General features: G+C 70.1%; 19 protein-coding genes. 10 read left to right on the top strand and 9 right to left on the bottom strand.

The window, feature by feature from the left end; genetic code table 11:
- Positions 1-12: 12 nt before the first annotated feature.
- From phoU to phoR, 3 genes are read left to right on the top strand one after another with little or no spacing between them, the layout of a single operon-like run.
- A complete protein-coding gene (gene phoU / locus A4W93_RS16285) occupies positions 13-720 on the top strand; it encodes a phosphate signaling complex protein PhoU (RefSeq protein WP_085751610.1) in 708 nt (235 codons plus the stop codon).
- Between the two features lie 22 nt (positions 721-742).
- Positions 743-1,444, top strand: coding sequence for a phosphate regulon transcriptional regulator PhoB (phoB, locus tag A4W93_RS16280; protein ID WP_085751609.1), 702 nt, complete (start codon positions 743-745; stop codon positions 1,442-1,444).
- 27 nt (positions 1,445-1,471) lie between these two features.
- Positions 1,472-2,818: a phosphate regulon sensor histidine kinase PhoR gene (gene phoR / locus A4W93_RS16275; protein WP_085751608.1), complete on the top strand. Its 1,347-nt coding sequence runs from the start codon at positions 1,472-1,474 to the stop codon at positions 2,816-2,818.
- An 85-nt stretch (positions 2,819-2,903) separates the two neighbouring features.
- Here phoR and A4W93_RS16270 read toward each other — a convergent pair whose 3' ends face one another.
- From A4W93_RS16270 to trxA, 4 genes are all read right to left on the bottom strand, one after another.
- The gene (locus A4W93_RS16270) at positions 2,904-4,574 is read right to left on the bottom strand and encodes a hypothetical protein (RefSeq protein WP_085751607.1); all 1,671 of its coding nucleotides are present in this window, start codon (positions 4,572-4,574) and stop codon (positions 2,904-2,906) included.
- Positions 4,575-4,744: 170 nt separating this feature from the next.
- The gene (locus A4W93_RS16265) at positions 4,745-4,999 is read right to left on the bottom strand and encodes a type B 50S ribosomal protein L31 (RefSeq protein WP_085751606.1); all 255 of its coding nucleotides are present in this window, start codon (positions 4,997-4,999) and stop codon (positions 4,745-4,747) included.
- A gap of 144 nt (positions 5,000-5,143) precedes the next feature.
- Positions 5,144-6,406, bottom strand: a complete 1,263-nt coding sequence (rho, locus tag A4W93_RS16260) for a transcription termination factor Rho (protein ID WP_085751605.1) — start codon at positions 6,404-6,406, stop codon at positions 5,144-5,146.
- A gap of 227 nt (positions 6,407-6,633) precedes the next feature.
- Positions 6,634-6,963 (bottom strand): thioredoxin TrxA, encoded by a 330-nt coding sequence (trxA, locus tag A4W93_RS16255; RefSeq protein ID WP_056658703.1) that lies wholly within the window; start codon positions 6,961-6,963, stop codon positions 6,634-6,636.
- A gap of 263 nt (positions 6,964-7,226) precedes the next feature.
- Between trxA and A4W93_RS16250 the strand changes: the two genes are divergently transcribed.
- The 7 genes from A4W93_RS16250 (at position 7,227) to A4W93_RS16220 (ending at position 14,286) form a co-directional block, all read left to right on the top strand.
- A complete protein-coding gene (locus A4W93_RS16250; RefSeq protein ID WP_085751604.1) occupies positions 7,227-9,074 on the top strand; it encodes a serine/threonine protein kinase in 1,848 nt (615 codons plus the stop codon).
- 13 nt (positions 9,075-9,087) lie between these two features.
- The gene (locus tag A4W93_RS16245; RefSeq protein ID WP_085751603.1) at positions 9,088-11,499 is read left to right on the top strand and encodes a serine/threonine protein kinase; all 2,412 of its coding nucleotides are present in this window, start codon (positions 9,088-9,090) and stop codon (positions 11,497-11,499) included.
- Between the two features lie 172 nt (positions 11,500-11,671).
- Positions 11,672-12,820: an ABC transporter substrate-binding protein gene (locus A4W93_RS16240; protein ID WP_099959921.1), complete on the top strand. Its 1,149-nt coding sequence runs from the start codon at positions 11,672-11,674 to the stop codon at positions 12,818-12,820.
- Between the two features lie 236 nt (positions 12,821-13,056).
- Positions 13,057-13,269 carry a hypothetical protein gene (locus tag A4W93_RS16235; RefSeq protein WP_085751601.1) on the top strand — a complete coding sequence of 71 codons (213 nt, stop codon included), beginning with the start codon at positions 13,057-13,059 and terminating at the stop codon, positions 13,267-13,269.
- Complete coding sequence (locus tag A4W93_RS16230; protein WP_085751600.1) at positions 13,259-13,504, top strand: hypothetical protein; 246 nt, start codon at positions 13,259-13,261, stop codon at positions 13,502-13,504. Before A4W93_RS16235 ends, A4W93_RS16230 begins: the two co-directional genes overlap by 11 nt.
- Positions 13,505-13,613: 109 nt before the next feature.
- A complete protein-coding gene (locus A4W93_RS16225; protein WP_085751599.1) occupies positions 13,614-13,868 on the top strand; it encodes a hypothetical protein in 255 nt (84 codons plus the stop codon).
- A 13-nt stretch (positions 13,869-13,881) separates the two neighbouring features.
- On the top strand, positions 13,882-14,286 hold the full coding sequence (locus A4W93_RS16220) for a DUF2177 family protein (RefSeq protein WP_085751598.1): 405 nt from the start codon (positions 13,882-13,884) through the stop codon (positions 14,284-14,286).
- A 3-nt stretch (positions 14,287-14,289) separates the two neighbouring features.
- On the opposite strand, the gene A4W93_RS16215 is transcribed toward A4W93_RS16220, so the two are convergent.
- From A4W93_RS16215 to A4W93_RS16195, 5 genes are read right to left on the bottom strand one after another with little or no spacing between them, the layout of a single operon-like run.
- The gene (locus A4W93_RS16215) at positions 14,290-15,786 is read right to left on the bottom strand and encodes an amidase (RefSeq protein ID WP_085751597.1); all 1,497 of its coding nucleotides are present in this window, start codon (positions 15,784-15,786) and stop codon (positions 14,290-14,292) included.
- A complete protein-coding gene (locus tag A4W93_RS16210) occupies positions 15,783-17,192 on the bottom strand; it encodes an allophanate hydrolase (RefSeq protein WP_085751596.1) in 1,410 nt (469 codons plus the stop codon). Before A4W93_RS16210 ends, A4W93_RS16215 begins: the two co-directional genes overlap by 4 nt.
- Positions 17,189-17,935 carry an ABC transporter permease gene (locus A4W93_RS16205; RefSeq protein WP_099959920.1) on the bottom strand — a complete coding sequence of 249 codons (747 nt, stop codon included), beginning with the start codon at positions 17,933-17,935 and terminating at the stop codon, positions 17,189-17,191. Before A4W93_RS16205 ends, A4W93_RS16210 begins: the two co-directional genes overlap by 4 nt.
- Positions 17,932-18,909, bottom strand: a complete 978-nt coding sequence (locus tag A4W93_RS16200; RefSeq protein WP_237357553.1) for an ABC transporter substrate-binding protein — start codon at positions 18,907-18,909, stop codon at positions 17,932-17,934. Before A4W93_RS16200 ends, A4W93_RS16205 begins: the two co-directional genes overlap by 4 nt.
- A gap of 30 nt (positions 18,910-18,939) precedes the next feature.
- Positions 18,940-19,710: an ABC transporter ATP-binding protein gene (locus tag A4W93_RS16195; protein ID WP_237357552.1), complete on the bottom strand. Its 771-nt coding sequence runs from the start codon at positions 19,708-19,710 to the stop codon at positions 18,940-18,942.
- Positions 19,711-19,911 lie beyond the last annotated feature (201 nt).

The following is a 19,911-nucleotide window of genomic DNA, read 5'->3' as shown; positions in this document are numbered from 1 at the left end:
GAGGCAACGGACATGACGGACAAACACCTTTCCACGCAATTCGACAGCGAACTGAGCGGCATCTCCACGCGGGTGCTCGAGATGGGCGGCCTGGTCGAATCCCAGGTGGCGCAGGCGGTCTACGCGCTCTCGCACTTCAGCGGCGACATCGCGAGCGAAGTGCTGCGCAACGAAGAGCGCGTCAACACGATGGAAGTCGAGATCGACCACGACCTCTCGACCATCATCGCCCGGCGCCAGCCCACCGCGCGCGACCTGCGCCTGCTGATCGCCATCTCGAAGACCATCGCGAACCTCGAGCGCGTGGGCGACGAAGCCGCCCGCATCGCCCGCACGGTGCAGCGCCTGATCAACACTGGCGTCTCGAGCCGCCTCCGCCTCCCGGTCAACGACCTGGCGTACGAAGCCGAGCTGGCCATCTCCCAGCTGCGCAAGGCGCTCGACGCCTTCGCGCGCCTCGACACGCAGAAGGCGGTCGAAGTGCTCAAGCAGGACGACCAGATCGACCAGGAGTTCGACGGCCTGATGCGCAAGCTCATCACGTACATGATGGAAGACCCGCGCACGATCTCCTCCAGCATCGACCTGGTGTTCGTCGCGAAGGCCATCGAGCGTGTGGGCGACCACGCGAAGAACCTCGCCGAAGTCATCATCTACATCGTCAAGGGCACCGACGTCCGTCACAACACCGTGGCAGCCGTCGAGTCCATGGTGAAATGACCGGACGCGGGAGAAACTTCGCATGAGCCAAGTCCTGGTTGTCGAAGACGAGTCGGCGATTGCCGAACTGATGTCCATCAACCTGCGCCACGCCGGCTACGAGGTGGTCATCGCCACCACGGCCGACGAGGCACTGCTGCAGGTCGACCGCGTGCTGCCCGACCTGATCGTCCTCGACTGGATGCTGCCGGGCCAGTCCGGCCTGTCGCTCGCGAAGCGGTGGCGTTCCCAGGCGCGCACGCGCGACCTGCCCATCATCATGCTGACGGCGCGGGCCGAGGAGTCCGACAAGATCTCCGGTCTCGACGCCGGTGCGGACGACTACCTGACCAAGCCGTTCTCCACGCACGAGCTGATGGCGCGCATCCGCGCCGTGCTGCGCCGCAAGGCCCCCGAGGCCCTCGACGCCGCGGTGGAAGTGGGCGCGCTGCGCCTCGACCCGGCCACGCGCCGGGTGTCGCGCGAATCTCAGGAAGTGCGCCTGGGCCCTACGGAGTTCCGGCTGCTGCACTTCTTCATGACCCATCCGGAGCGGGTCCACAGCCGTTCGCAGTTGCTCGACCGGGTGTGGGGCGACCACGTGTTCATCGAGGAACGCACCGTGGACGTCCACGTGAAGCGGCTGCGCGAAGCGCTGTCGCCGGTGAACTGCGCCAACATGATCGAGACGGTCCGCGGTGCCGGCTACCGCCTGACCCAGCAGCTCCAGCCCGTGTCGGCCTGACATGCCTCCTTTTTCGAGCGGGACCCGATGACCTGGTTGTTTCCCCGATTCCTGGCCAGCGTGTTGGCCATGGTGGTGGGCGGCGTGATCGGCTACCTCTCGGGGGATCACGTCCATGCGCCGCTCATCGGCGCGTTGCTGGGCGGTGCGGTGGGGGTCGGCGTGATCGCGCTGATCGACACCATCCGCGGCTACCGGCTGATCCACTGGCTGGCCGGCTCGCAGGAAGAGGCCGCGCCGCGCGACACCGGCTTCTGGGGCGAGATCGGCTACCGGGTGGAGCGCTCCATCCGCAGCCGCGAGCGTGGCACCGAGCAGGAGCGCGTGCGACTCGAGCAGTTCCTGTCGGCCATGGAGGCCTCGCCCAACGGCATCCTGCTGCTGGACAGCAACGACCAGATCACCTGGTGCAACTCGGTGGCCGCGGACCATTTCGGCCTTCACCCCGAGCGCGACCGCCTGCAGCCCGTCACCAACCTCGTGCGGGCCCCCGGTTTCGTGGCGGCCCTGCAGCGGCCCGACACGGCCGAGCCCATCACGGTGAACGACCTGCGGGCGCGCAGCACGCTGTCGATTGCCATCCGAACGTACGGCGAGGGCTTGCGCCTGGTGCTGTCGCAGGACGTGACCCAGCGCGAGCGTGCCGACGCGATGCGCCGCGACTTCGTCGCGAACGTGTCCCACGAGATCCGATCACCGCTGACCGTGGTGGCCGGCTTCATCGAGACCATGGGCAGCCTGCCGCTCACCGAAGTCGAGCGCAAGCGGGTGCTGATGCTGATGGGGCAGCAGACCCAGCGCATGCAGACGCTGGTGGCCGACCTGCTGACACTCGCGCAGCTCGAAGGCAGCCCGCGCCCGCCCAGCGACCGCTGGGTGCCGCTGTCGAAGCTGCTGGCCCAGTCGCAGGCCGACGCCACCGCGCTGTCGGCCGGCCGCCACGTGCTGACCTTCCCGTCCGACTGCCCGGTGCAGGTCGCCGGCAACGAGCCCGAACTGCTCAGCGCGCTCACCAACATCGTGAACAACGCCGTGCGCTACACGCCGGAGGGCGGTCGCATCACCGTGACCTGGCGCAGCCGCGACGACGGCTCCGGCGAGGTGGCCGTGACCGACACGGGCATCGGTGTCGAACGCGAACACATCCCGCGCCTCACCGAACGCTTCTACCGCGTCGACGGCAGCCGTTCGCGGGACACGGGCGGCACCGGCCTCGGCCTGTCGATCGTCAAGCACGTGATCCAGCGCCATGGCGGCGAACTGGAAGTGACGAGCGAGATCGGCAAGGGCTCGCGGTTCGCGCTGCTGCTGCCGGCGGCGCGCGTCCGGGTGCCGGCACCGCGCACGCAGGCCGGCGAACGCGCGGCGGCTTGAACGCTGTCGTCATCCCGGCGAAGGCCGGGACCCCGGGCCGATGCGGTAGGGCCCGGCCTTCGCCGGGATGACTCATTTCGGGGTGTCAGCGCGCCGCGAGCCGCGTGCGCCTGTAGACCGCCACGATGGTGTCCCGATCCGTCGGCCGCACCTCCCGGGCCACCAGCGTCCAGCCGGCGCTGACCGCCGGCCGGTCCGTGCGGGTCTCCGAGACGAACAGCACCTCGCAGTCGGACGACTGCTCGTTGTTCACCGCATCCACGTCGAAGCCGCCGAAGTACTCGACGGCCGCGATCAGGCCGCGGTTCATGCCCGGCGCGATGATGCAGGCCCCTGGCGGCACGTGCTGCGAGACGCGGCTCACGAGCGGCTGGTAGCTGCGGGCGTAGTCGAGCGCGGGTAGCCACAGCGTCATGGCCAGCAGCCAGCACAGGGCCACGCCGCTCGCCGGCAGCACGAGGCTCTTCCACAGCGGATGGCGGTTGCGGCCCGTGCGCCATTGCACGAGCCACAGCCAGGCGGCCGTGCCGAGCAGCGCGAGCACCAGCGCGATCCAGGAGAACGACGGCGTGAAGCCCGGCGCCAGCTTGGCGATGTTCGCCGCCTGCTTCGCCGGCCAGCCCGTCTGCATGGCCAGGTACATGACCCAGACGAACAGCGCGCTGATGGTGAAGAAGAACACCGAGAACCAGTCGAGGGCTGCCGCGGTGCTGCGCTGGAGCGTGGGCAGGATGAACGCGGCCAGCACGGCCAGCGGGGGCAGGGCGAGCATCAGGGCGCGGTCGGAGCCGCCCATCGACAGGCAGGCCACCAGCGCGACCAGGGCGCTGCTGAGGGGCACCGAGATGTGCCGGTTCAGCAGGTGCTTGCGCCAGCGCCACAGCGTCCACAGCGCGAGCGGCCAGGTGGGCCAGAGGAACCACAGGAACTGGCGCAGCAGCGAGCCGATGGACCCGAGGCGGTCGTAGCCCTTGAGCCGCAGGCCCCAGGCGCCGAACACCGTGGCGGCCAGCGCGGCGAGCACCAGCGCGACGACCAGCCAGACGACCAGGCGCCGCACCGACTCGTAGCTGGACCGGCGGCACAGCACGATGCCGGCGACGCCCAGCGTGATGGCGATGGTGGGCGCGCCGCTGGCGGCCATCACTGGCAGCGAGCACAGTGCGGCGACCCGGGGTTCCCACGAGCGGAACGGCGCAGCGGCCATGGCGTAGAGGAACAGCGCGACCCCGGCCAGCTGCCCGAGCTCGGGCGTGGTCTCGTGGCCGAGTTGCAGCAGGCCGAGCGACGCGATCAGGGCGAGCAGGGCGCCGTCGGCCAGCGCCCGGGCGTAGTCGACCGGTTTGGCCTCGCCGCCGAAGGCGAACGGCAGCGGCTGGGCGGCTTCGGTGCGGGCGAGGTGGAAGGTGCTGTACCAGGTCAGCATCATCACGATGCCGAGCAGCAGGGCGAAGGGAATGCGGGCCGCCAGCGGTGCACCGATCCACGGCCCCAGCAGTTCGATGAATCCCGCGCCCACCCAGTACGGCAGCAGGGCGCCGTCGGCCGGCAGGCCGCCGATGGTGGGCATCAGCCAGGAGCCGTGGCCCTTGGCGAGGCTCATCATGTAGCCGAACGCGGTGATGTCGGCGCTTTTCCAGGGGTCGCGGCCGAACAGGCCCGGCAGCAGGTAGGCCGCGCACAACAGCAGCAGCGCGACCCGCGGCAGGCGCGTGGCCGCGCGTTCGGTGACGAGGGCGGGGTTCGGCGAGTTCAAGGAGTCAGCGTGTCACAAAGGTCGTGATGATGCCGCAAGCCGGCGGGGAGGGCCCGGATGCCGATGCGGAAATACGGCGGATGCGAAGCAGCAACAGGCGCCGGACAACAAAAAAGGCAGCCTGAGCTGCCTTTTCCGTTTTGCCGCAAGCTGCATCGCAGCCCGAAGAATCACTTCTTCAGGTGGGCGAACTTGTTGCGGAACTTCTCGACGCGGCCGCCCAGCGAGTCCACGCTCTTCTGCGTGCCGGTGTAGAAGGGGTGCGATTCGCTCGTGGTTTCGAGCTTGAACAGCGGCACTTCACGGCCGTCGTCGAGCTTGATGGTTTCCTTCGTCTGGGCGCACGAGCGCGTCACGAACTTGAAACCGTTCGACAGGTCCACGAAGCAGACGTCGCGGTAGTTGGGGTGAATGCCTTCTTTCATCGGAAAACCTTTTATCGCTGGTGAACCCGGAAGCCACGCCGAACCGTTCGGCGCACTTTCCAGAATGCGGGAAACCGCAGATTATAGCGTCACAAAACCGCCTCGCGCCACTATTTGCAGGCGAGGGGCCTCGATGCGCGGGCGTCAGCCGCCGCGGCGCATCATGTCGAAGAAGTCCAGGTTGGTCTTCGTCGACTTCATCTTGTCGAGGATGAACTCCATCGCCTCGATCTCGTCCATCGAGTACAGCAGCTTGCGCAGGATCCAGGTCTTCTGGAGGATTTCCGGCTTCAGCAGCAGTTCCTCGCGGCGCGTGCCCGACTTGTTCAGAAGGATCGACGGGTAGACCCGCTTCTCGGCCATGCGGCGATCCAGGTGGATTTCGCAGTTGCCGGTGCCCTTGAACTCTTCGTAGATGACTTCGTCCATCCGGCTGCCGGTGTCGACCAGCGCGGTGCCGATGATGGTGAGCGAGCCGCCTTCCTCGATGTTGCGCGCCGCGCCGAAGAAGCGCTTGGGGCGCTGCAGCGCGTTGGAGTCGACACCGCCGGTGAGCACCTTGCCCGAAGACGGCAGCACGTTGTTGTACGCGCGGGCGAGGCGGGTGATGGAGTCGAGGAGGATGACCACGTCCTTCTTCATCTCGACCAGGCGCTTGGCGCGCTCGATCACCATCTCGGCCACCTGCACGTGGCGGGCCGCGGGTTCGTCGAAGGTGGAGCTGATGACCTCGCCGCGCACGGTGCGCTGCATTTCCGTGACTTCTTCCGGGCGCTCGTCGACGAGCAGCACGATCAGGTAGACGTCGGGGTAGTTGGCCGTGATGGCATGGGCCAGGTTCTGCATCATCACCGTCTTGCCGCTCTTGGGCGGGGCGACGAGCAGCGCGCGCTGGCCCTTGCCCAGCGGGGCGATGAGGTCGACGATGCGGCCGGTGATGTTTTCCTCGGCCTTGATGTCACGCTCGAGACGGAACTGTTCCTTCGGGAACAGCGGCGTCAGGTTCTCGAACATGATCTTGTGCTTGCTTTCCTCCGGGGTCAGGCCGTTGACACGGTCGACCTTCACGAGGGCGAAGTAGCGCTCGCCGTCCTTCGGTACCCGCACTTCACCTTCGATGGCATCGCCGGTGTGGAGGTTGAAGCGGCGGATCTGGCTGGGCGACAGGTAGATGTCGTCGGTGGACGCCATGTAGCTCGCGTCCGGCGCGCGCAGGAAGCCGAAGCCGTCGGGCAGCACTTCGAGCACACCGTCGCCGAAGACCTGCTCGCCCCCCTTGGCGCGCTTTTTCATGATCGCGAACATCAGCTCCTGCTTGCGCATGCGCGTGACGGCGTCGATTTCCAGTTCCTCGCCCATCTTGATGAGCGCGGAAACGTGGAGGGCTTTCAGTTCTGACAGGTGCATGGGTGGGGACCCTGGGGTGAAGCCAGTCGGGCGGATGCGCACAGGCGCGGCCCGGTGAAAGGTTCCGGGCAAACGCCCGGGCGAACGGAAAAGCTGGGGAGGGGGGCCGAACCCGAACGCCGCGTGATCCGTGGATCGATGCCTGGCGGGCCGGGTGGCAGAACTTCAGGCGATGAAGAGGGGCGCGCCGGCTTCAGCGGGCCCCGGCTCCATCGCGGTTGGGAGGATTATAGATGACCGTCGAGGAAGGCCGTCAACTGGGCTTTCGACAGGGCGCCGACTTTCGTGGCGGCCAGCTGACCGTCCTTGAACAGCATCAGCGTGGGGATGCCACGGATGCCGAACTTCGCCGGGACGTCGCGGTTCTCGTCGACGTTCATCTTGGCGATCTTCAGCCGACCGTCGTAGTCCTTCGACACTTCGTCGAGGATCGGGGCGATCATCTTGCAGGGGCCGCACCACTCGGCCCAGTAGTCGACCAGCACGGGTTGGCCGGCCTGGAGCACGTCGCTGTCGAAGGAAGCGTCCGTGGTGTGTTTGATCAGTTCGCTGCTCATGGTCATGTCCTAAAGCATGGGCCACCTGGCGAGAGGCCAAGTGGAACGGTTGGGCAATTTTGACACAAAGGTTCACCCGCCGTATCCGGGCGACCCCGGCGGCGTGCCTATGGTGGCGATAGCGCGGGCTTCGCAGCACGGCCGTGCGGTCGGTCGGAACGGGAATTAGGGCCGGTTTCACGCAGTTCATTTGCGCTTGCTCACCCGGCAGCCGGGGTCCAATAGGCCAGTCCCTCAGATTTCGAATTCGTCCGCTGCGCCCGATGTCCGCTCCCGAAACCACTGCTGCTGCCAAGCCGGCCCCTACACGGGCGTTCGGCCGCTTCGAACTGCGCCGGCTGCTGGGCAAGAGCGTGCGCAGCATGTCGTGGCTCGCGTTCGATCCGCGTGCGCAGCAGGAAGTCATGCTCACGATGCCGCGCACGCAGCCCGCCGACGAGGCCGCGCTGCAGGTGTGGAAGGGCGAGACGGAGCGTGCCTCTCGGCTGAACCACCCGAACCTCGCGCACGTCGTCGAGATCGGCGTGCACGAGCACTGGCCGTACGTCTCGGTCGACCGCCAGCTGGGCGAGACCCTCGGCGAGCGCCTGGAAGCCCAGCGCAACCTCGCCCCGGGCGACGCGGTCGACTGGACCATCCAGCTGCTCGAAGGCCTCGCCTTCGCGCATCAGGCCGGCCTCGCCCACGGCGACATCCAGCCGCACCAGGTGATCGTGAGCGACCAGGGTGTCGTGCGCGTGATGGGCCTCGCCGCCTGCGGCGTCACCTACGCCGCCGAGCCCGGTGGCCGCTCGACCCCGGTGGATGCCAACGGCCTGCAGGCCGGCCGCGCGGCCGCGCAGCGCGACGTGCTCACCGCGGGCCTGCTGCTGCACCTGATGCTGAGCGGCCAGCCCGCCCTCGACGAACCCGACACCGCCCGCGTGGTCGACCGCCTGCCGCCCGTGGGCCGCGACATCATCCGCCTGCCGTGGACCACGCCGCAGCCGGTGGCCGAAGGCCTGCGCGCCATCGCCAACCGCGCGACGGACCGCCAGGAACGCCAGCGTTACCACAACGCCCGCACGCTGCTCACCGCGCTCAACGGCTGGCGCGAGGCCGCCGCGAACGATTCGGGCGGCCCCCTCGCGCTGCTGCTCGACCGCCTCCACACCGTGGGCCACCTGCCGGCCTCGCCGGGTGTGGGCGCCCGCGTCGCCCGCCTCGCGATGGCCGAAGGCCAGCGCACCGACGAGATGGCCGCGCAGGTGCTCCAGGACATGGCCCTGAGCTTCGAACTGCTGCGCCACGTGAACTCCGCCCAGGTGCAGGGCACCCAGGCCTCCGGCGGCGCGCCCGTGCTGACGCTGCGCCGCGCCATCGCGCTCGTGGGCCTCAAGGGCCTGCGCCAGGCCGCCTCCGCGCTGCGCGCGTGGCCGGGGCCGCTGAACGAGACGAACGCGGCCGCGCTCGAACGCCTGATGGACCGCGTCCGCCTGGCCGGCCACGCCGCGCAACTGCTGCGGCCCCCGGGCTACGACCCCGAGGTCGTCTACCTCGTCACCATCCTGCAGAACCTCGGCCGCCTGCTCGTGCAGTACCACTTCCCGGACGAGGCCGAGCAGATCCGCGAACTGATGCAGACGCTGCCGCCGCCCGCGCCGGGCGAACCGGAACTGGCCGGCATGACCGAGGAAGCCGCCTCGTTCGCCGTGCTGGGCGTCGACACCGAACAACTGGGCGCCGCCGTCGCACGCCACTGGGGCCTCAACGACGAGGTGCTCCACATGGTGCGCCGCCTGCCCGCCGGCCGCCCGGTGCGGGGTGCCGACAGCGACGGCGACGTGCTGCGCCTGACCGGCAGCCTGGCCAACGAAGTGGTCGACCTCGTCACCACGCTGCCACCCACGAAGGTGGGCGCCGCGCTGGCCGCCGTCGCGCAGCGCCATGCGCGTGTGCTCGAGGTGACCGCGCGCGACATCGGTGAAGCCTTGCAGGCCGCCCGCAACGCGATGAAGGGCGGCACCGGCCCGGCCGTCGCCAGCACCCGGGGACTCGCGCCCGAACCGGTGGCCGCGCCGGCGGCACCGTCCGAATTCGCGCGCACGATGGCTGCGCGCAACGCCCACTGATCGACCGATTCCCATGGCTCTTCTCGCGCCCGCGCCCGTTGCCCAGCTGGGCCGCTTCGAGCTGCGCCGCCAGCTCGGGCGAGGTGCCCAGGCCACCGTGTGGCTCGCGTTCGACCCCCGCCTGGAGCGCGAGGTGGCCGTCAAGCTGATGCACGTGGGCGCCACCGTCAACGCCGCCAGCCCGTGGCTGCAGGAGGCGCGCAGCGTCAGCCGCCTGAACCATCCGCACATCGTGCCGCTCTTCGAGGCGGACATGCACGAGCAGCAGGCCTACCTCGTCTTCGAGTACGTCGCGGGGCAGACCCTCGCCGAGCGGCTGAAGTCGAAGGGCCCCATGCCCGCGCGCGAGGCGGCGCAGTTGATGGTCAACGTGCTCGACGCGCTGCAGACCGCTCACGCCGCCGGTGTCGTGCACCGCGACCTCAAGCCGTCGAACATCCTGCTCGACGACCAGTCCCGCGCCCGCGTGATGGACTTCGGCATCGCCGCCCGGGTCACCGACGCCGCGAAGCAGCAGGTGGTCGGCACGCCCGGCTACATGTCGCCGGAGGCCACGCACGGCGTCAAGCCGTCGCCGGCCATGGACGTGTTCTCGGCCGGCCTCGTGCTCGCCGAACTGCTGTCGGGCCGGCCGGTGATCGCCGAACGCGACCCGTTCCGCGCGATGTACCGCGTGGCCCACGAAGACCTGCGCCTGCCCGAACCCATGGGCGCCGACGTGGACGACGCGCTGCGCGCCATCGTCCAGCGCAGCATCGCGCGCGACGCGGCGAGCCGCCACGCCAGCGCGGCCGAGCTGCGCGACGCACTGCTGCAGTGGTTGAACCCCGCCGCCGTGACCGACGCGGCCGCGGGCAGCAGCGGCACGCTCGAGTTCCTGCTGCGCCGCATGCGGCACAAGACCGACTTCCCCGCGCTGTCCGACTCGGTGGGGCGCATCCAGCGCGTCGCGAACTCCGAGAACGAGAGCCTCGCCAGCCTGTCCGGCGAGATCCTGAAGGACGTCGCGCTCACCAACAAGCTGCTGCGCATGGTCAACACCGCGCACTACAGCCAGGCGGGCGGCGGCAGCATCAGCACGGTCTCGCGCGCGGTGGCCCTGATCGGGTTCGCCGGCATCCGCAACATGGCGCTGAGCCTCGTGCTGCTGGAGCACATGCACGACAAGGCGCACGCGAACCAGCTCAAGGAGGAGTTCCTCCGCTCTCTGATGGCGGGTTCGCTCGCCAACGAGCTGAGCAGCGGCGGCCGTGACGGCGAGGAAGCGTTCATCGGCGCGATGTTCCAGAACCTCGGCCGCCTGCTGACCGAGTTCTACTTCCCCGAGGAAGCCCGCCAGGTGCGCAGCCTGCGCGCCGCGCCCCCGCGGCCGGGCCTGCCCGCCGAGTCCGAGGACGCGGCGTCGTTCAAGGTGCTGGGCCTGAGCTTCGAGGAGCTCGGGGTCGGTGTCGCGAAGGCCTGGGGCCTGCCGGAAGGCCTGCAGCGCTGCATGCGCAAGCCGGGCGCCGAGGTGCCGTCGCGGGCGGGCGACAAACCCGGCGAGCGCCTGCGCTGGATCGCCTTCGTCTCGAACGAGGTCACCGACGTGCTGCTGCAGGCCGATGCCGGCCAGGCCAGCGCCGCCATCGCCCGGGTCGCCGAAAAGTACATGCGCGTGCTGGGCATCGGCGCGCGCGACATGCAGGCCGCCGCCGCGCTCGCGCAGCAGCGCGTGGCCGACCTCGCGCGGGCGATGGGCCTGCAGGTGCAGCCGGGCTCGCCCATGCGACGCCTGCTCGCCACGCACGGCAACGGCACCGGGTCGCCGGCGCCACACGACACGATCACCGAACACGCGCTGCACGCCACGATGCCCGCCGACGGCACCGCGCCGCAGGCCGGCACCATGGCCACGGGCGAGGGCGCCGCCGAGATGCTGGCCGCCGGCATCCAGGACATCACGAACACGATGGTGGAGGACTTCCGCCTCAACGAAGTGCTGCGCATGATCCTCGAGACCATGCTGCGCGCACTCGGCTTCCAGCGCATCGTCTTCTGCCTGCGCGACCCGAAGACCGAGACGCTCACGGGCCGCTTCGGCCTCGGGCACGGGGTCGAGAACGTGTCGCCGATCTTCAAGGTCGCGCTCAAGCCCGCGCCCGGCTCGCCGCCCGATCTCTTCTCCGCGGTGTGCCTGAAGGGCGCCGACACCCTCATCTCCGACACCTCCGTGGGCTCCATCGCATCGCGCCTTCCGGCGTGGTACGCCAAGTCCGTCAACGCGCCGGCCTTCCTGCTGCTGCCGCTGCTGATGAAGGGCGCGCCGTTCGCGCTCATCTACGCCGACAAGTCCGCCCCCGGTGGCATCGAGCTCGGCGAGAAGGAACTCTCGCTGCTGCGCACCTTGCGCAACCAGGCCGTGATGGCCTTCAAGCAGTCGAGCTGACCGCCTTTCTGCACGCGCATGCACTGCGCGTGATGCCGGTCACGCTATGGCCTTCGCGGCCGGGTCGAACGCGGGTATTCCCCTTGGTAAACGGGTGTGCAGCATTGTGAGAATCCACTCCGTCCCGCACCCCAAGAACCCGAAGACCACCGCAGACAACCGGAGAGAGTTGATGACACATCCGACCTGGACGCGCCGCCGCGCACTTCAATCCACCGCCGCCGCTGCCGCCGGCTCCCTGGCCTGGGGCTCCTCGTGGGCGCAGGACGCGAAGGAGATCCGCATCGGCCAGAGCTGCCACCTGACGGGCCCGCTGGCCCCCACGCTGTTGCTGCCCCTGAAGGGCCAGCAACTCGCGTTCGACGAGGTGAACAAGAAGGGCGGCATCGGGGGCAAGCCGGTGCGCCTGATCACGCTGGACGACGCATACGACCCGAAGAAGGCCGTGGAAAACACCGCCAAGCTGATCGACGATGAGAAGTGCGTCGCGCTCTTCGGTTACGCCAGCACGGCCAACGTGGCCGCGGTGCTGCCCATGCTGGCCGAGAAGAAGGTGCCGATGATCGGCGCCTACGGCGGCTCGCCGGTGCTGCGCGCCAAGCAGCACCCGTACTTCTTCACCACGATGGCGAGCTATCGCGACGAGGTGGTGCAGATGATCCGCAACCTCGTGACCACGCTGAAGACCCAGATCGGCGTCATCTACCAGAACCATGCCTTCGGCCAGCTGATGCTGCCGGTGGTGGAGGAAGTTGCCAAGGAGCTGGGCGCCACCATCGTCGGCAAGCAGTCGCTCGAGGTGAGCGGCGCGGATGCCGCGGCGTCGGCCCAGGCCCTCGCGGCCTCGAAGCCGCAGGCCGTGCTGCTGCTGGCCTTCGGTCCGTCCACCGTGCCGATGATCAAGGCCCTGCGCAACTACGTGGGCGTGCCGGTGTACGCGCTGTCCATCGCCAATGCGAAGCAGCTCGTGGCGGCCCTCGGCGAAGACGGCCGCGGCATGGCCTACACGCAGATCATCCCGTACCCGTGGCGCCAGACCAGCGCCGTCACGCGCGACTTCAACGCGGTGATGAAGACCGCGAACATCGACGTCGACTACGACCACTTCTACGGCTACCTGAACGCGCGCGTGCTCCTCGAAGGCCTCAAGCGCGCGGCGGCCAACAAGGCCCTGACGTCGGCGGGCGTGACGTCGGGCATGGAGTCCATCGGCAAGTTCGACATGGGCGGTTTCCCGCTCAACTTCGGCCCCACGCGCCACCACGGCTCGAACTTCGTGGAGATCACGATCGTGGGTCCGAACGGGAAGTACATGCGGTGACCTGACCAGGTTTGCGAGGAGGAGAGGGCAGGTAGAGAGAGAGCCCCAGGAGAAGAGAAAGGACGCGCCCGGCCGCCTCGCGGTGGCCGGGCGCTCCTTATTCGTGCGTCCGTGCAGGGTGGACGCGGCGATGTCCTACACGCGCGTGGCCCCGCGGCCCCTGGTCCGCCCCGGCGCCTGCGGCCTATCGTTGCGCCATCAGGGGCGTCGCCCCTGCAACGACGGGAGCCCAGGGCATGAAGCTGAACATCGGGAATGGCCGTGTGCGCGACGACAGCGACATCGAGGCCTTCAACCTGTACGACGAGGCCGCCATCGACGAGGCCCGCCACGAACTGCGCGCGAAGGTGATCCGCCAGCGCCGACAGGGCGGTGACGGCGGGCGCGACGGCTCCCGGGTGTCCCGCAGCGTGCGCCGCCAGGGCAACGGAGGGCGCCATGGCCGATGACCGCAAGCCGGGTGGCCAGACCCGCCCGGTGCACCAGCCCCAGGGCAAGGACCGCGACCCGATGGACGAGTCCGCGCCCCGCCTCCCGCACGAGCACGACGAATCGTCCGACAGCCAGCAGAGCGAACCGCGTCCCGAGATGCGCCAGGCGCACGACGACGTGGTGTCCGGCAAGGTCGACACCGACCGGGGCACGCCGTCGAACGAGGCGTACCAGAAGCAGAAGCGGCCGTGACGCTTTCTGTCAGCGGCCTCCGACACCACGACAAGCTCGCCGCTGCTACGTCTCGAAGGTCCTCGTTCTTACGATGAGGACCATCATGAAAAGCGATTCGAGACACGCGATGCAAGCGAACCCCCGGGCCCACTGCGCCCACTACATGGTCCTGCTGGGCCCCTCCGACGCACCCCGCGCGCTGCTGTTCAACGGCGAGTGCCACTACCTCGCCGAGGTGTTCGACGACGACGGCATGGTCGTCGACCAGCTCGTCCGGTGCAGCACGGTCTGCCCGAAGCCGGCCGACCTGATGTTCGATGACGTGCGCCCGGCCCCGGCCGCCGTCAACCCGGATGCGGTACGCTGTTTCGCCCTCGGCTGACAGCACCCCGCCCATGACCCTCACCAAGACCCTGACGGCGTACGCCGTCACCGCGATCGTCCTGTTCGCCATCGACATGGTGTGGCTGCGCGTGATCGCGATGAACTGGTACCAGCAGGGCATCGGCCATCTGATGACCGCCGACGTGAAGCTCTGGGCCGCCGGACTCTTCTACCTCCTGTACCCGGTGGGGCTCGTGCTGTTCGCCGTGGGCCCGGGCGCCGACGCCCCGCTGTGGCGCACTGCCGCGCTGGGCGCCGCCTTCGGCTTCTTCGCGTATGCGACTTACGACCTCACGAACCTCGCCACGCTCAAGGGCTGGCCGCTGGGCCTGGCCGCGGCCGACGTGGCATGGGGCACGTTCGCCAGCGCGGTGGCCGCCACCGCGGGGCGGTGGGTGGCCCCGCACGTGGGGTGACCGCTACAGGCGGCTGACGTGCACCCGCGGCACGCCGTCCGGCGTGCCGATCGCGGCCTGCACGGCCGCGCCCGCGCGCAGCAGTTCAGTCTCCTCCCGCCAGCGCCCGTACAGCTGGACCCCGATGGGTAGGCCGTCGTCCCCCGGCCCCGTCGGCAGCACGAGGGCGGGCAGCCCCGTCTCGTTGGCCGGAATGGTGTAGCGGCCGCTGTCGAGGAACCGCTGCAGGAACGTGTCGAAGTCGTGCGCGAGGGCCGGCGACCAGTCGCCGTTCGCGGGCGGCGTCGCATACGGGAACGCGGGCATCAGCAGGACGTCGTGCCGCTCCAGCAGGGTCGCGAACGCGAGCGTGTGCGAGACGTTCGCGGCCTGGTAGCGCATCACGTCGCCCTTGTCGTAGCGGGCGGACGCATCCCAGTACGCCCGCACCATCGGCGACAGCGCGGCACGCAACTCGGCACCGGGCACGCCCTTGGCCACCTCCCATGAGGCGGCACGCATGCCGGCCCAGAAGGTCTCGAAGCTGCGCCACACGCTGCCCCAGTCCGGCAGGTGAGCCGACGGAATCTCCTCGACGTCGTGGCCCGCGCGGGCCAGCGTCTCGGCCACGCGCCGCACGCGGGCGATCACCGCGGCGTCGGGTGCGGTGGGCCGGCCGAGGCCGTCGGTGGTCACGCCGATGCGCAGGCGCCGCGGCACGTCGCGCAGTGCGGCGACCGCGTCCGTGGGATCGAAGCCGGCCGCGAGGAACTGCTTGCCGGCCGGGGCGCGGTGGCGCGTGGCCGCGTCGAGCGCGAGCGCTGCGTCGGCGAGGTGGCGCGCGATCACGCCTTCGACCATCGACGTGTTGAGCAACTCGTTCACATGCCAGGGCAGCGGCGAGCGGCCGCGGGTGACCTTGAGCCCCACCAGGCCGTTGAACGCGGCGGGAATGCGGATGGAGCCCGCCCCGTCGGTGGCGTGCGCGAGCGGCGTCACGCCCGCGGCCACCAGCGCGCCGCTGCCGCCCGACGAACCGCCCGCCGTGCGCGACACGTCCCACGGGTTGCGGGTGACCTGCAGCCCGTTGTAGACCGTCGTGGTGTCGTACGCCATGCCCAGTTCGGCGGTCGTGGTGCGCCCGGGCACCTGGGCGCCTTCTCGCAGCCACGCGGCGATCAGCGGGTCGGTGCGGTTGGTGCGTTCGCCGCGGTGCAGCGCCGAGCCGTTCTCGCGCAGCACACCGGCCACCGACGAACCGAGGTCCTTGAGGAACAGCGGCACGCCGGCCAGCAGGCCGCGGGTGCGGTGGCCGTCGGGCAGCGCGAGGTCGGGCGCCTCGGCCGGGGTGTCGAAGAGTTCGACGAGGGCCTGCAGCGGCTCGTGCGTGGCGGCCGCGGCCGCATGCGCCTGCGCGGCGACTTCCTCCGGCGCGACGTCGCGGCGGCGCACGTGTTCGGCGAGTTCGACCGCGCCGAGGCGGCCCCAGGTTTCCCAGCTGAACGGCAGCGGGCGGGTCATGCGGAAATCTCCTCGAAGGACGTGGAGGTGGCACCCAGGCGACCGCCGACGCGGGCCTGCAGCGCGTGGGCGAGGGCGCCGAGGCGCGCATCGGTGAAGGGGGCGCCGACCAGGCTCAGCCCGAAGGGCCGGCCGTCCGCGCGGAACCCGGCGGGCACGCTGAGCGCGGGCAGGCGGAGCGGGTTCGCGAAGTAGGTGTAGCGGCCCATGTGCGTGTTGAGCGCCGGGTCGGCCTCCACCTCCGCCACCGTCAGCAGGGTGCCCACGGTCGGCAGCACCAGGGCGTCCACGTCGGCCAGCACCCGGTGCGTGAGCGCCTGGAGCCCCTGCAGGCGGTACAGCGCCCGGAACGTGTCGCTGGCGGTGTAGTGTTTCGCGTTGCCGATGGCTTGCGCCACGGCCGGGTGGACGGCCTCCGGGTGGCGCTCGAGCGTCTCGCCGTACGTGAGCCAGCGTTCGGCCACCAGCGGGCTGTCGAACACGAGGCGGCCGGCCTCGAGGAAGGGGTCGAGGTCGATGACGACCGGCGTGCCGCCGAGGCCGTTCAGCAGATCGACGACCGCGTCGAAGCGGCGGCGCATCGTGTCGTCGCCGAAGAAGTCGAGCTGGTCCGGCCGAGGCAGCGCGAAGCGGAACAGGCCGGGCGGCGAGGCGAGTCCCCAGCGGTGTTCGCCCGCCGGCCGCTGCACCGTGCCGGCGTCCTCGGAATCGGGACCGGCGATCGCGTCGAACACCGCCTGCGCGTCCCGCACGGTGAGCGCGAAGACCGGGGGCACGTCGAAGGTCCGGTTGCAGTAGAGGAACCCGCGTGTGCTGACGAGCCCCGGAGTGGGCTTCAGCCCGACGATGTTGTTGTACGCCGCCGGCACGCGGCCGGAGCCGCCCGTGTCCGATCCGATCGAGAACGTCGTGAACCCGGCGGCCACGGCCACCGCGGACCCGGAACTCGACCCGCCCGGCACGAGCCGCGCGTCGAGCGCGTTGCGGGCCGCCGGCGTCACCGTGCGCACGCCCACGAGGCCTGTGGCGAACTGGTCCATGTTCTGCTTGCCGAGGTTGATGGCCCCGGCCGCGTCGAGCCGCTCCACCACCGCGGCGCTGCGCTGCGGTACGTACTGCAGGGCTTCGCAGCCGGCCGTGGTGGGCCAGCCGGCCACGTCGATGTTGTCCTTGACGCCGTAGGGCAGCCCGAACAGCGGCTGGTCGTCGAGCGAGCGTGCGGACACGGCCGCGGCCCGCGCCAGCGCCTCCTCGCGCGGCGCGAGGTGCAGCCACGCGTGGTGGTCGCCGCCGGCGGCGATGCGCCGGTAGGCCTCCTCGACGACGTCGGCGGGTGTGAAGCGCCCCTCGCGGTACCCGCGGGACAGCGTGGCGGCGTCGAGGCTGAGGGAGTGGAGTGCACTCATGAGGACCAGTGGACGAGTTGGCGGGAGCCCCACGTGAACAGCCGGTCGGCGAGGGCCGACACGACGCCCAGCAGCACGAGGCCCGCGAGGGTGTGGCCGATCTGCATGTTCTGCTGCGTGAGTTCCATGCGGTAGGCGATGCCCGCGTAGGCGCCGGCGAGTTCGGCGGCCACGAGGGTGTAGAAGGCGATGCTGACGGCGGTGCGCAGCCCGACGAGGATGGTGGGCGCGGCCGCCGGCAGCTGCACCGACCACAGCAGCCGGTGCGGCCGCTCGCCGAGGCTCAGCGCGGCGCGCACGAGGTTCTCGTTCACGCGCTGCACGCCCATGTGCGTGGCCATCCACACGGCGAAGAACACGCCCCAGAAGATCAGGAACCACTTGCCCCACTCCGTGAGGCCGAACCAGACGATCACGACCGGCACGAAGGCGATGGGCGGGATCGGGCGAAGCAGCTGGAAGGCGGGCGACAGCAGCCCCGACACGACCGGCCGCGTGCCGGTGTAGAGGCCCGTGACGAGGCCGACGCCTGCGCCGGCCAGGTAGCCGATGCCCACGCGGCCGAGGCTCGCGGCGAGGTCGGCGATGCCGTCGCCCTTCGCCACGTAGTCCGTGAGCGCGGTCAGCACGACCCACGGCGAAGGGAACAGCACCGGGTTCACGACCCCGAGCGAACACACGCCCTGCCAGAGCGCGAGCAGCAGCGGGATCGAGGCCCAGCGCGCGAGGGCCGCGGAGGTCACAGCTTGACCCGCTCCGGCGCGATGGCCTTCAGCGGCCCGCTCACGATCACCTTCCCGAAGTCGGGCAGGGCCGTGGCACCGCCGGCGGCATTGCCGGTGTCGAGGCGCCACTGGGCGTGGTTCTTCAGTGCGCGCACGGTGCGGTCGTCGAGCACCAGCTCGAAGATGTAGTCGTTCCAGACCTCGGCCAGTTCTTCCTTCTTCAGGTTGACCGCGGTGCCCACCAGCGTGATGGCGTCGTCGCGGTTGGCCTTCAGCCACTGCTCGGCCTGCAGCAGCGCGCGCAGGAAGGCCTGTGCCGCCTTCGGGTTGTCGCGCGCCCAGGTGTCGGTGGTGACCACGTTGAACGTCTCGGAGTACACGTCGCGCGAGTCGAGCAGCGAGGCCTTCGCGCCGAGCGCCTTGCGGCCGTTCGCCACGTGCGGCTCCCAGATGTTGTACGCGTCGATGCTGCCGGAGGCCGCGGCCGCGATCATGTCCTGCGGACGCAGGTTCACCAGCGTCACGTCGGCCTTCGTGAGGCCGGCCTTCTTCAGCAGCTCGAACGTGTAGACCTCGCTGCCGGTGCCCGATGCGTAGCCGATGCGCTTGCCCTTGAGGTCGGCGACCTTGGCGACGCCGGGCGTGGCCACGAGCGTCTTCAGTTCCGAATACTCCATGCGCGCGAGCAGGGCCACCTTCTGGTTCGCGAACGTGGCCGCCGTGACGGGCGACTCGGCCGCGGTGGCGATCTCGGCGCCGCCGCCGAGCACCGTCTCCAGCGCCTGCCGGCCCGACGTGAAGTTCTGGATCGTCACGTCCAGGCCCTGCTGGGTGAAGTAGCCCTTCTGCTGGGCGATCAGCGGCAGCGCCGAGATCGGCGAGAGGTTGATGGCGAGGCGCACCTTGTCGGCAGCGAACGACGCGGACGTGGTGGTGAACAGGGCCGCGGCGGTCAGGGCGGCGGCGAGGTGGCGGAGCGGGAGGCGAGTCATGGGGAACCGGGGTGGTGAGGGGGAAACGAATCAGGCGAGCGTGGAATCGAACGCCGCGAGGCTCTGCGCGCGAATGAGCGAACGCAACTCGCCCACGAGCCGCGCGCCGTCGCTGGTGCGGGTCATGCCGTGGTCGCGGGGGCGGGGCAGGGGGACCGGCAGGTCGGCGAGGATGCGGCCCGGCCGGGCCGACATCGCGCACACGCGGTCGGACAGGAACACGGCTTCCTCGATGTCGTGGGTGATGAACAGCACCGTGGTGCGGAAGCGTTGCCAGATGTCGAGCAGCAGCGCCTGCATCACCTCGCGCGTCTGCGCGTCGAGCGCCCCGAAGGGTTCGTCGAGCAGCAGCACGCGCGGCTCGTTCGCGAGTGCGCGCACGATGCCGACCCGCTGCCGCATGCCACCCGACAGCTGCTCGGGATGGTGCGAGGCGAACGCCGAGAGCCCGCATCGCGCGAGCAGGTCGTAGGCCATGGCCGCGCGTTCGGCCCGCGGCAGCCCGCGCACGCGCAGCCCGTACTCCACGTTGCCCCGCACCGTGAGCCACGGAAAGAGCGAGTACTGCTGGAACACGACCCCGCGGTCGGGCCCGGGCCCGGTGATCGCCTCGCCGTCGAGCAAGGCCCGCCCTTCGGTCGGTCGCGTGAATCCCGCGACCACGTTCAGCAGGGTGGACTTGCCGCAGCCCGAGGGGCCCACGATCGAGACGAACTCCCCGGCCGCGAGCGACAGGTCGACGCCCCGCACCGCGTCCACGGCCTTCGCACCGGCCCCGAACCGGATGCCGATCTGTTCCAACCTGACCTGACCAGTCGGCGCAGGCCGAGGCGTCGCGGGCACGGCGGCGAGTGGAGGAGCGGAGGCGCGGGGAAGCAACTCGCGAACGGCGGCAGAAGACGGCATGGCACGGAATCCGGAAGGAACCGGCCCCAACGGAAGAGGCCGGCAATGCCCTTCCTACTCAGGATCCATGCCACGCCCGCCACTGGTCATGACGGC

The sequence above is a fragment of the Piscinibacter gummiphilus genome, from assembly GCF_002116905.1.
Classification (GTDB): domain Bacteria; phylum Pseudomonadota; class Gammaproteobacteria; order Burkholderiales; family Burkholderiaceae_C; genus Rhizobacter; species Rhizobacter gummiphilus.
The sequence above is the reverse complement of the archived record's forward strand: the minus strand, read 5'-3'. Positions and strand labels throughout refer to the sequence as shown.

What these genes read in the sequence shown, in the direction of transcription:
- phoU (WP_085751610.1), top strand. Translation starts at nt 13, where the DNA reads ATGACGGACAAACACCTTTCCACGCAATTCGACAGCGAACTGAGCGGC.
- phoB (WP_085751609.1), top strand. Translation starts at nt 743, where the DNA reads ATGAGCCAAGTCCTGGTTGTCGAAGACGAGTCGGCGATTGCCGAACTG.
- phoR (WP_085751608.1), top strand. Translation starts at nt 1,472, where the DNA reads ATGACCTGGTTGTTTCCCCGATTCCTGGCCAGCGTGTTGGCCATGGTG.
- A4W93_RS16265 (WP_085751606.1), bottom strand. Translation starts at nt 4,999, where the DNA reads ATGAAAGAAGGCATTCACCCCAACTACCGCGACGTCTGCTTCGTGGAC.
- rho (WP_085751605.1), bottom strand. Translation starts at nt 6,406, where the DNA reads ATGCACCTGTCAGAACTGAAAGCCCTCCACGTTTCCGCGCTCATCAAG.
- trxA (WP_056658703.1), bottom strand. Translation starts at nt 6,963, where the DNA reads ATGAGCAGCGAACTGATCAAACACACCACGGACGCTTCCTTCGACAGC.
- A4W93_RS16250 (WP_085751604.1), top strand. Translation starts at nt 7,227, where the DNA reads ATGTCCGCTCCCGAAACCACTGCTGCTGCCAAGCCGGCCCCTACACGG.
- A4W93_RS16245 (WP_085751603.1), top strand. Translation starts at nt 9,088, where the DNA reads ATGGCTCTTCTCGCGCCCGCGCCCGTTGCCCAGCTGGGCCGCTTCGAG.
- A4W93_RS16240 (WP_099959921.1), top strand. Translation starts at nt 11,672, where the DNA reads ATGACACATCCGACCTGGACGCGCCGCCGCGCACTTCAATCCACCGCC.
- A4W93_RS16235 (WP_085751601.1), top strand. Translation starts at nt 13,057, where the DNA reads ATGAAGCTGAACATCGGGAATGGCCGTGTGCGCGACGACAGCGACATC.
- A4W93_RS16230 (WP_085751600.1), top strand. Translation starts at nt 13,259, where the DNA reads ATGGCCGATGACCGCAAGCCGGGTGGCCAGACCCGCCCGGTGCACCAG.
- A4W93_RS16225 (WP_085751599.1), top strand. Translation starts at nt 13,614, where the DNA reads ATGCAAGCGAACCCCCGGGCCCACTGCGCCCACTACATGGTCCTGCTG.
- A4W93_RS16220 (WP_085751598.1), top strand. Translation starts at nt 13,882, where the DNA reads ATGACCCTCACCAAGACCCTGACGGCGTACGCCGTCACCGCGATCGTC.
- A4W93_RS16215 (WP_085751597.1), bottom strand. Translation starts at nt 15,786, where the DNA reads ATGACCCGCCCGCTGCCGTTCAGCTGGGAAACCTGGGGCCGCCTCGGC.
- A4W93_RS16210 (WP_085751596.1), bottom strand. Translation starts at nt 17,192, where the DNA reads ATGAGTGCACTCCACTCCCTCAGCCTCGACGCCGCCACGCTGTCCCGC.
- A4W93_RS16200 (WP_237357553.1), bottom strand. Translation starts at nt 18,909, where the DNA reads ATGACTCGCCTCCCGCTCCGCCACCTCGCCGCCGCCCTGACCGCCGCG.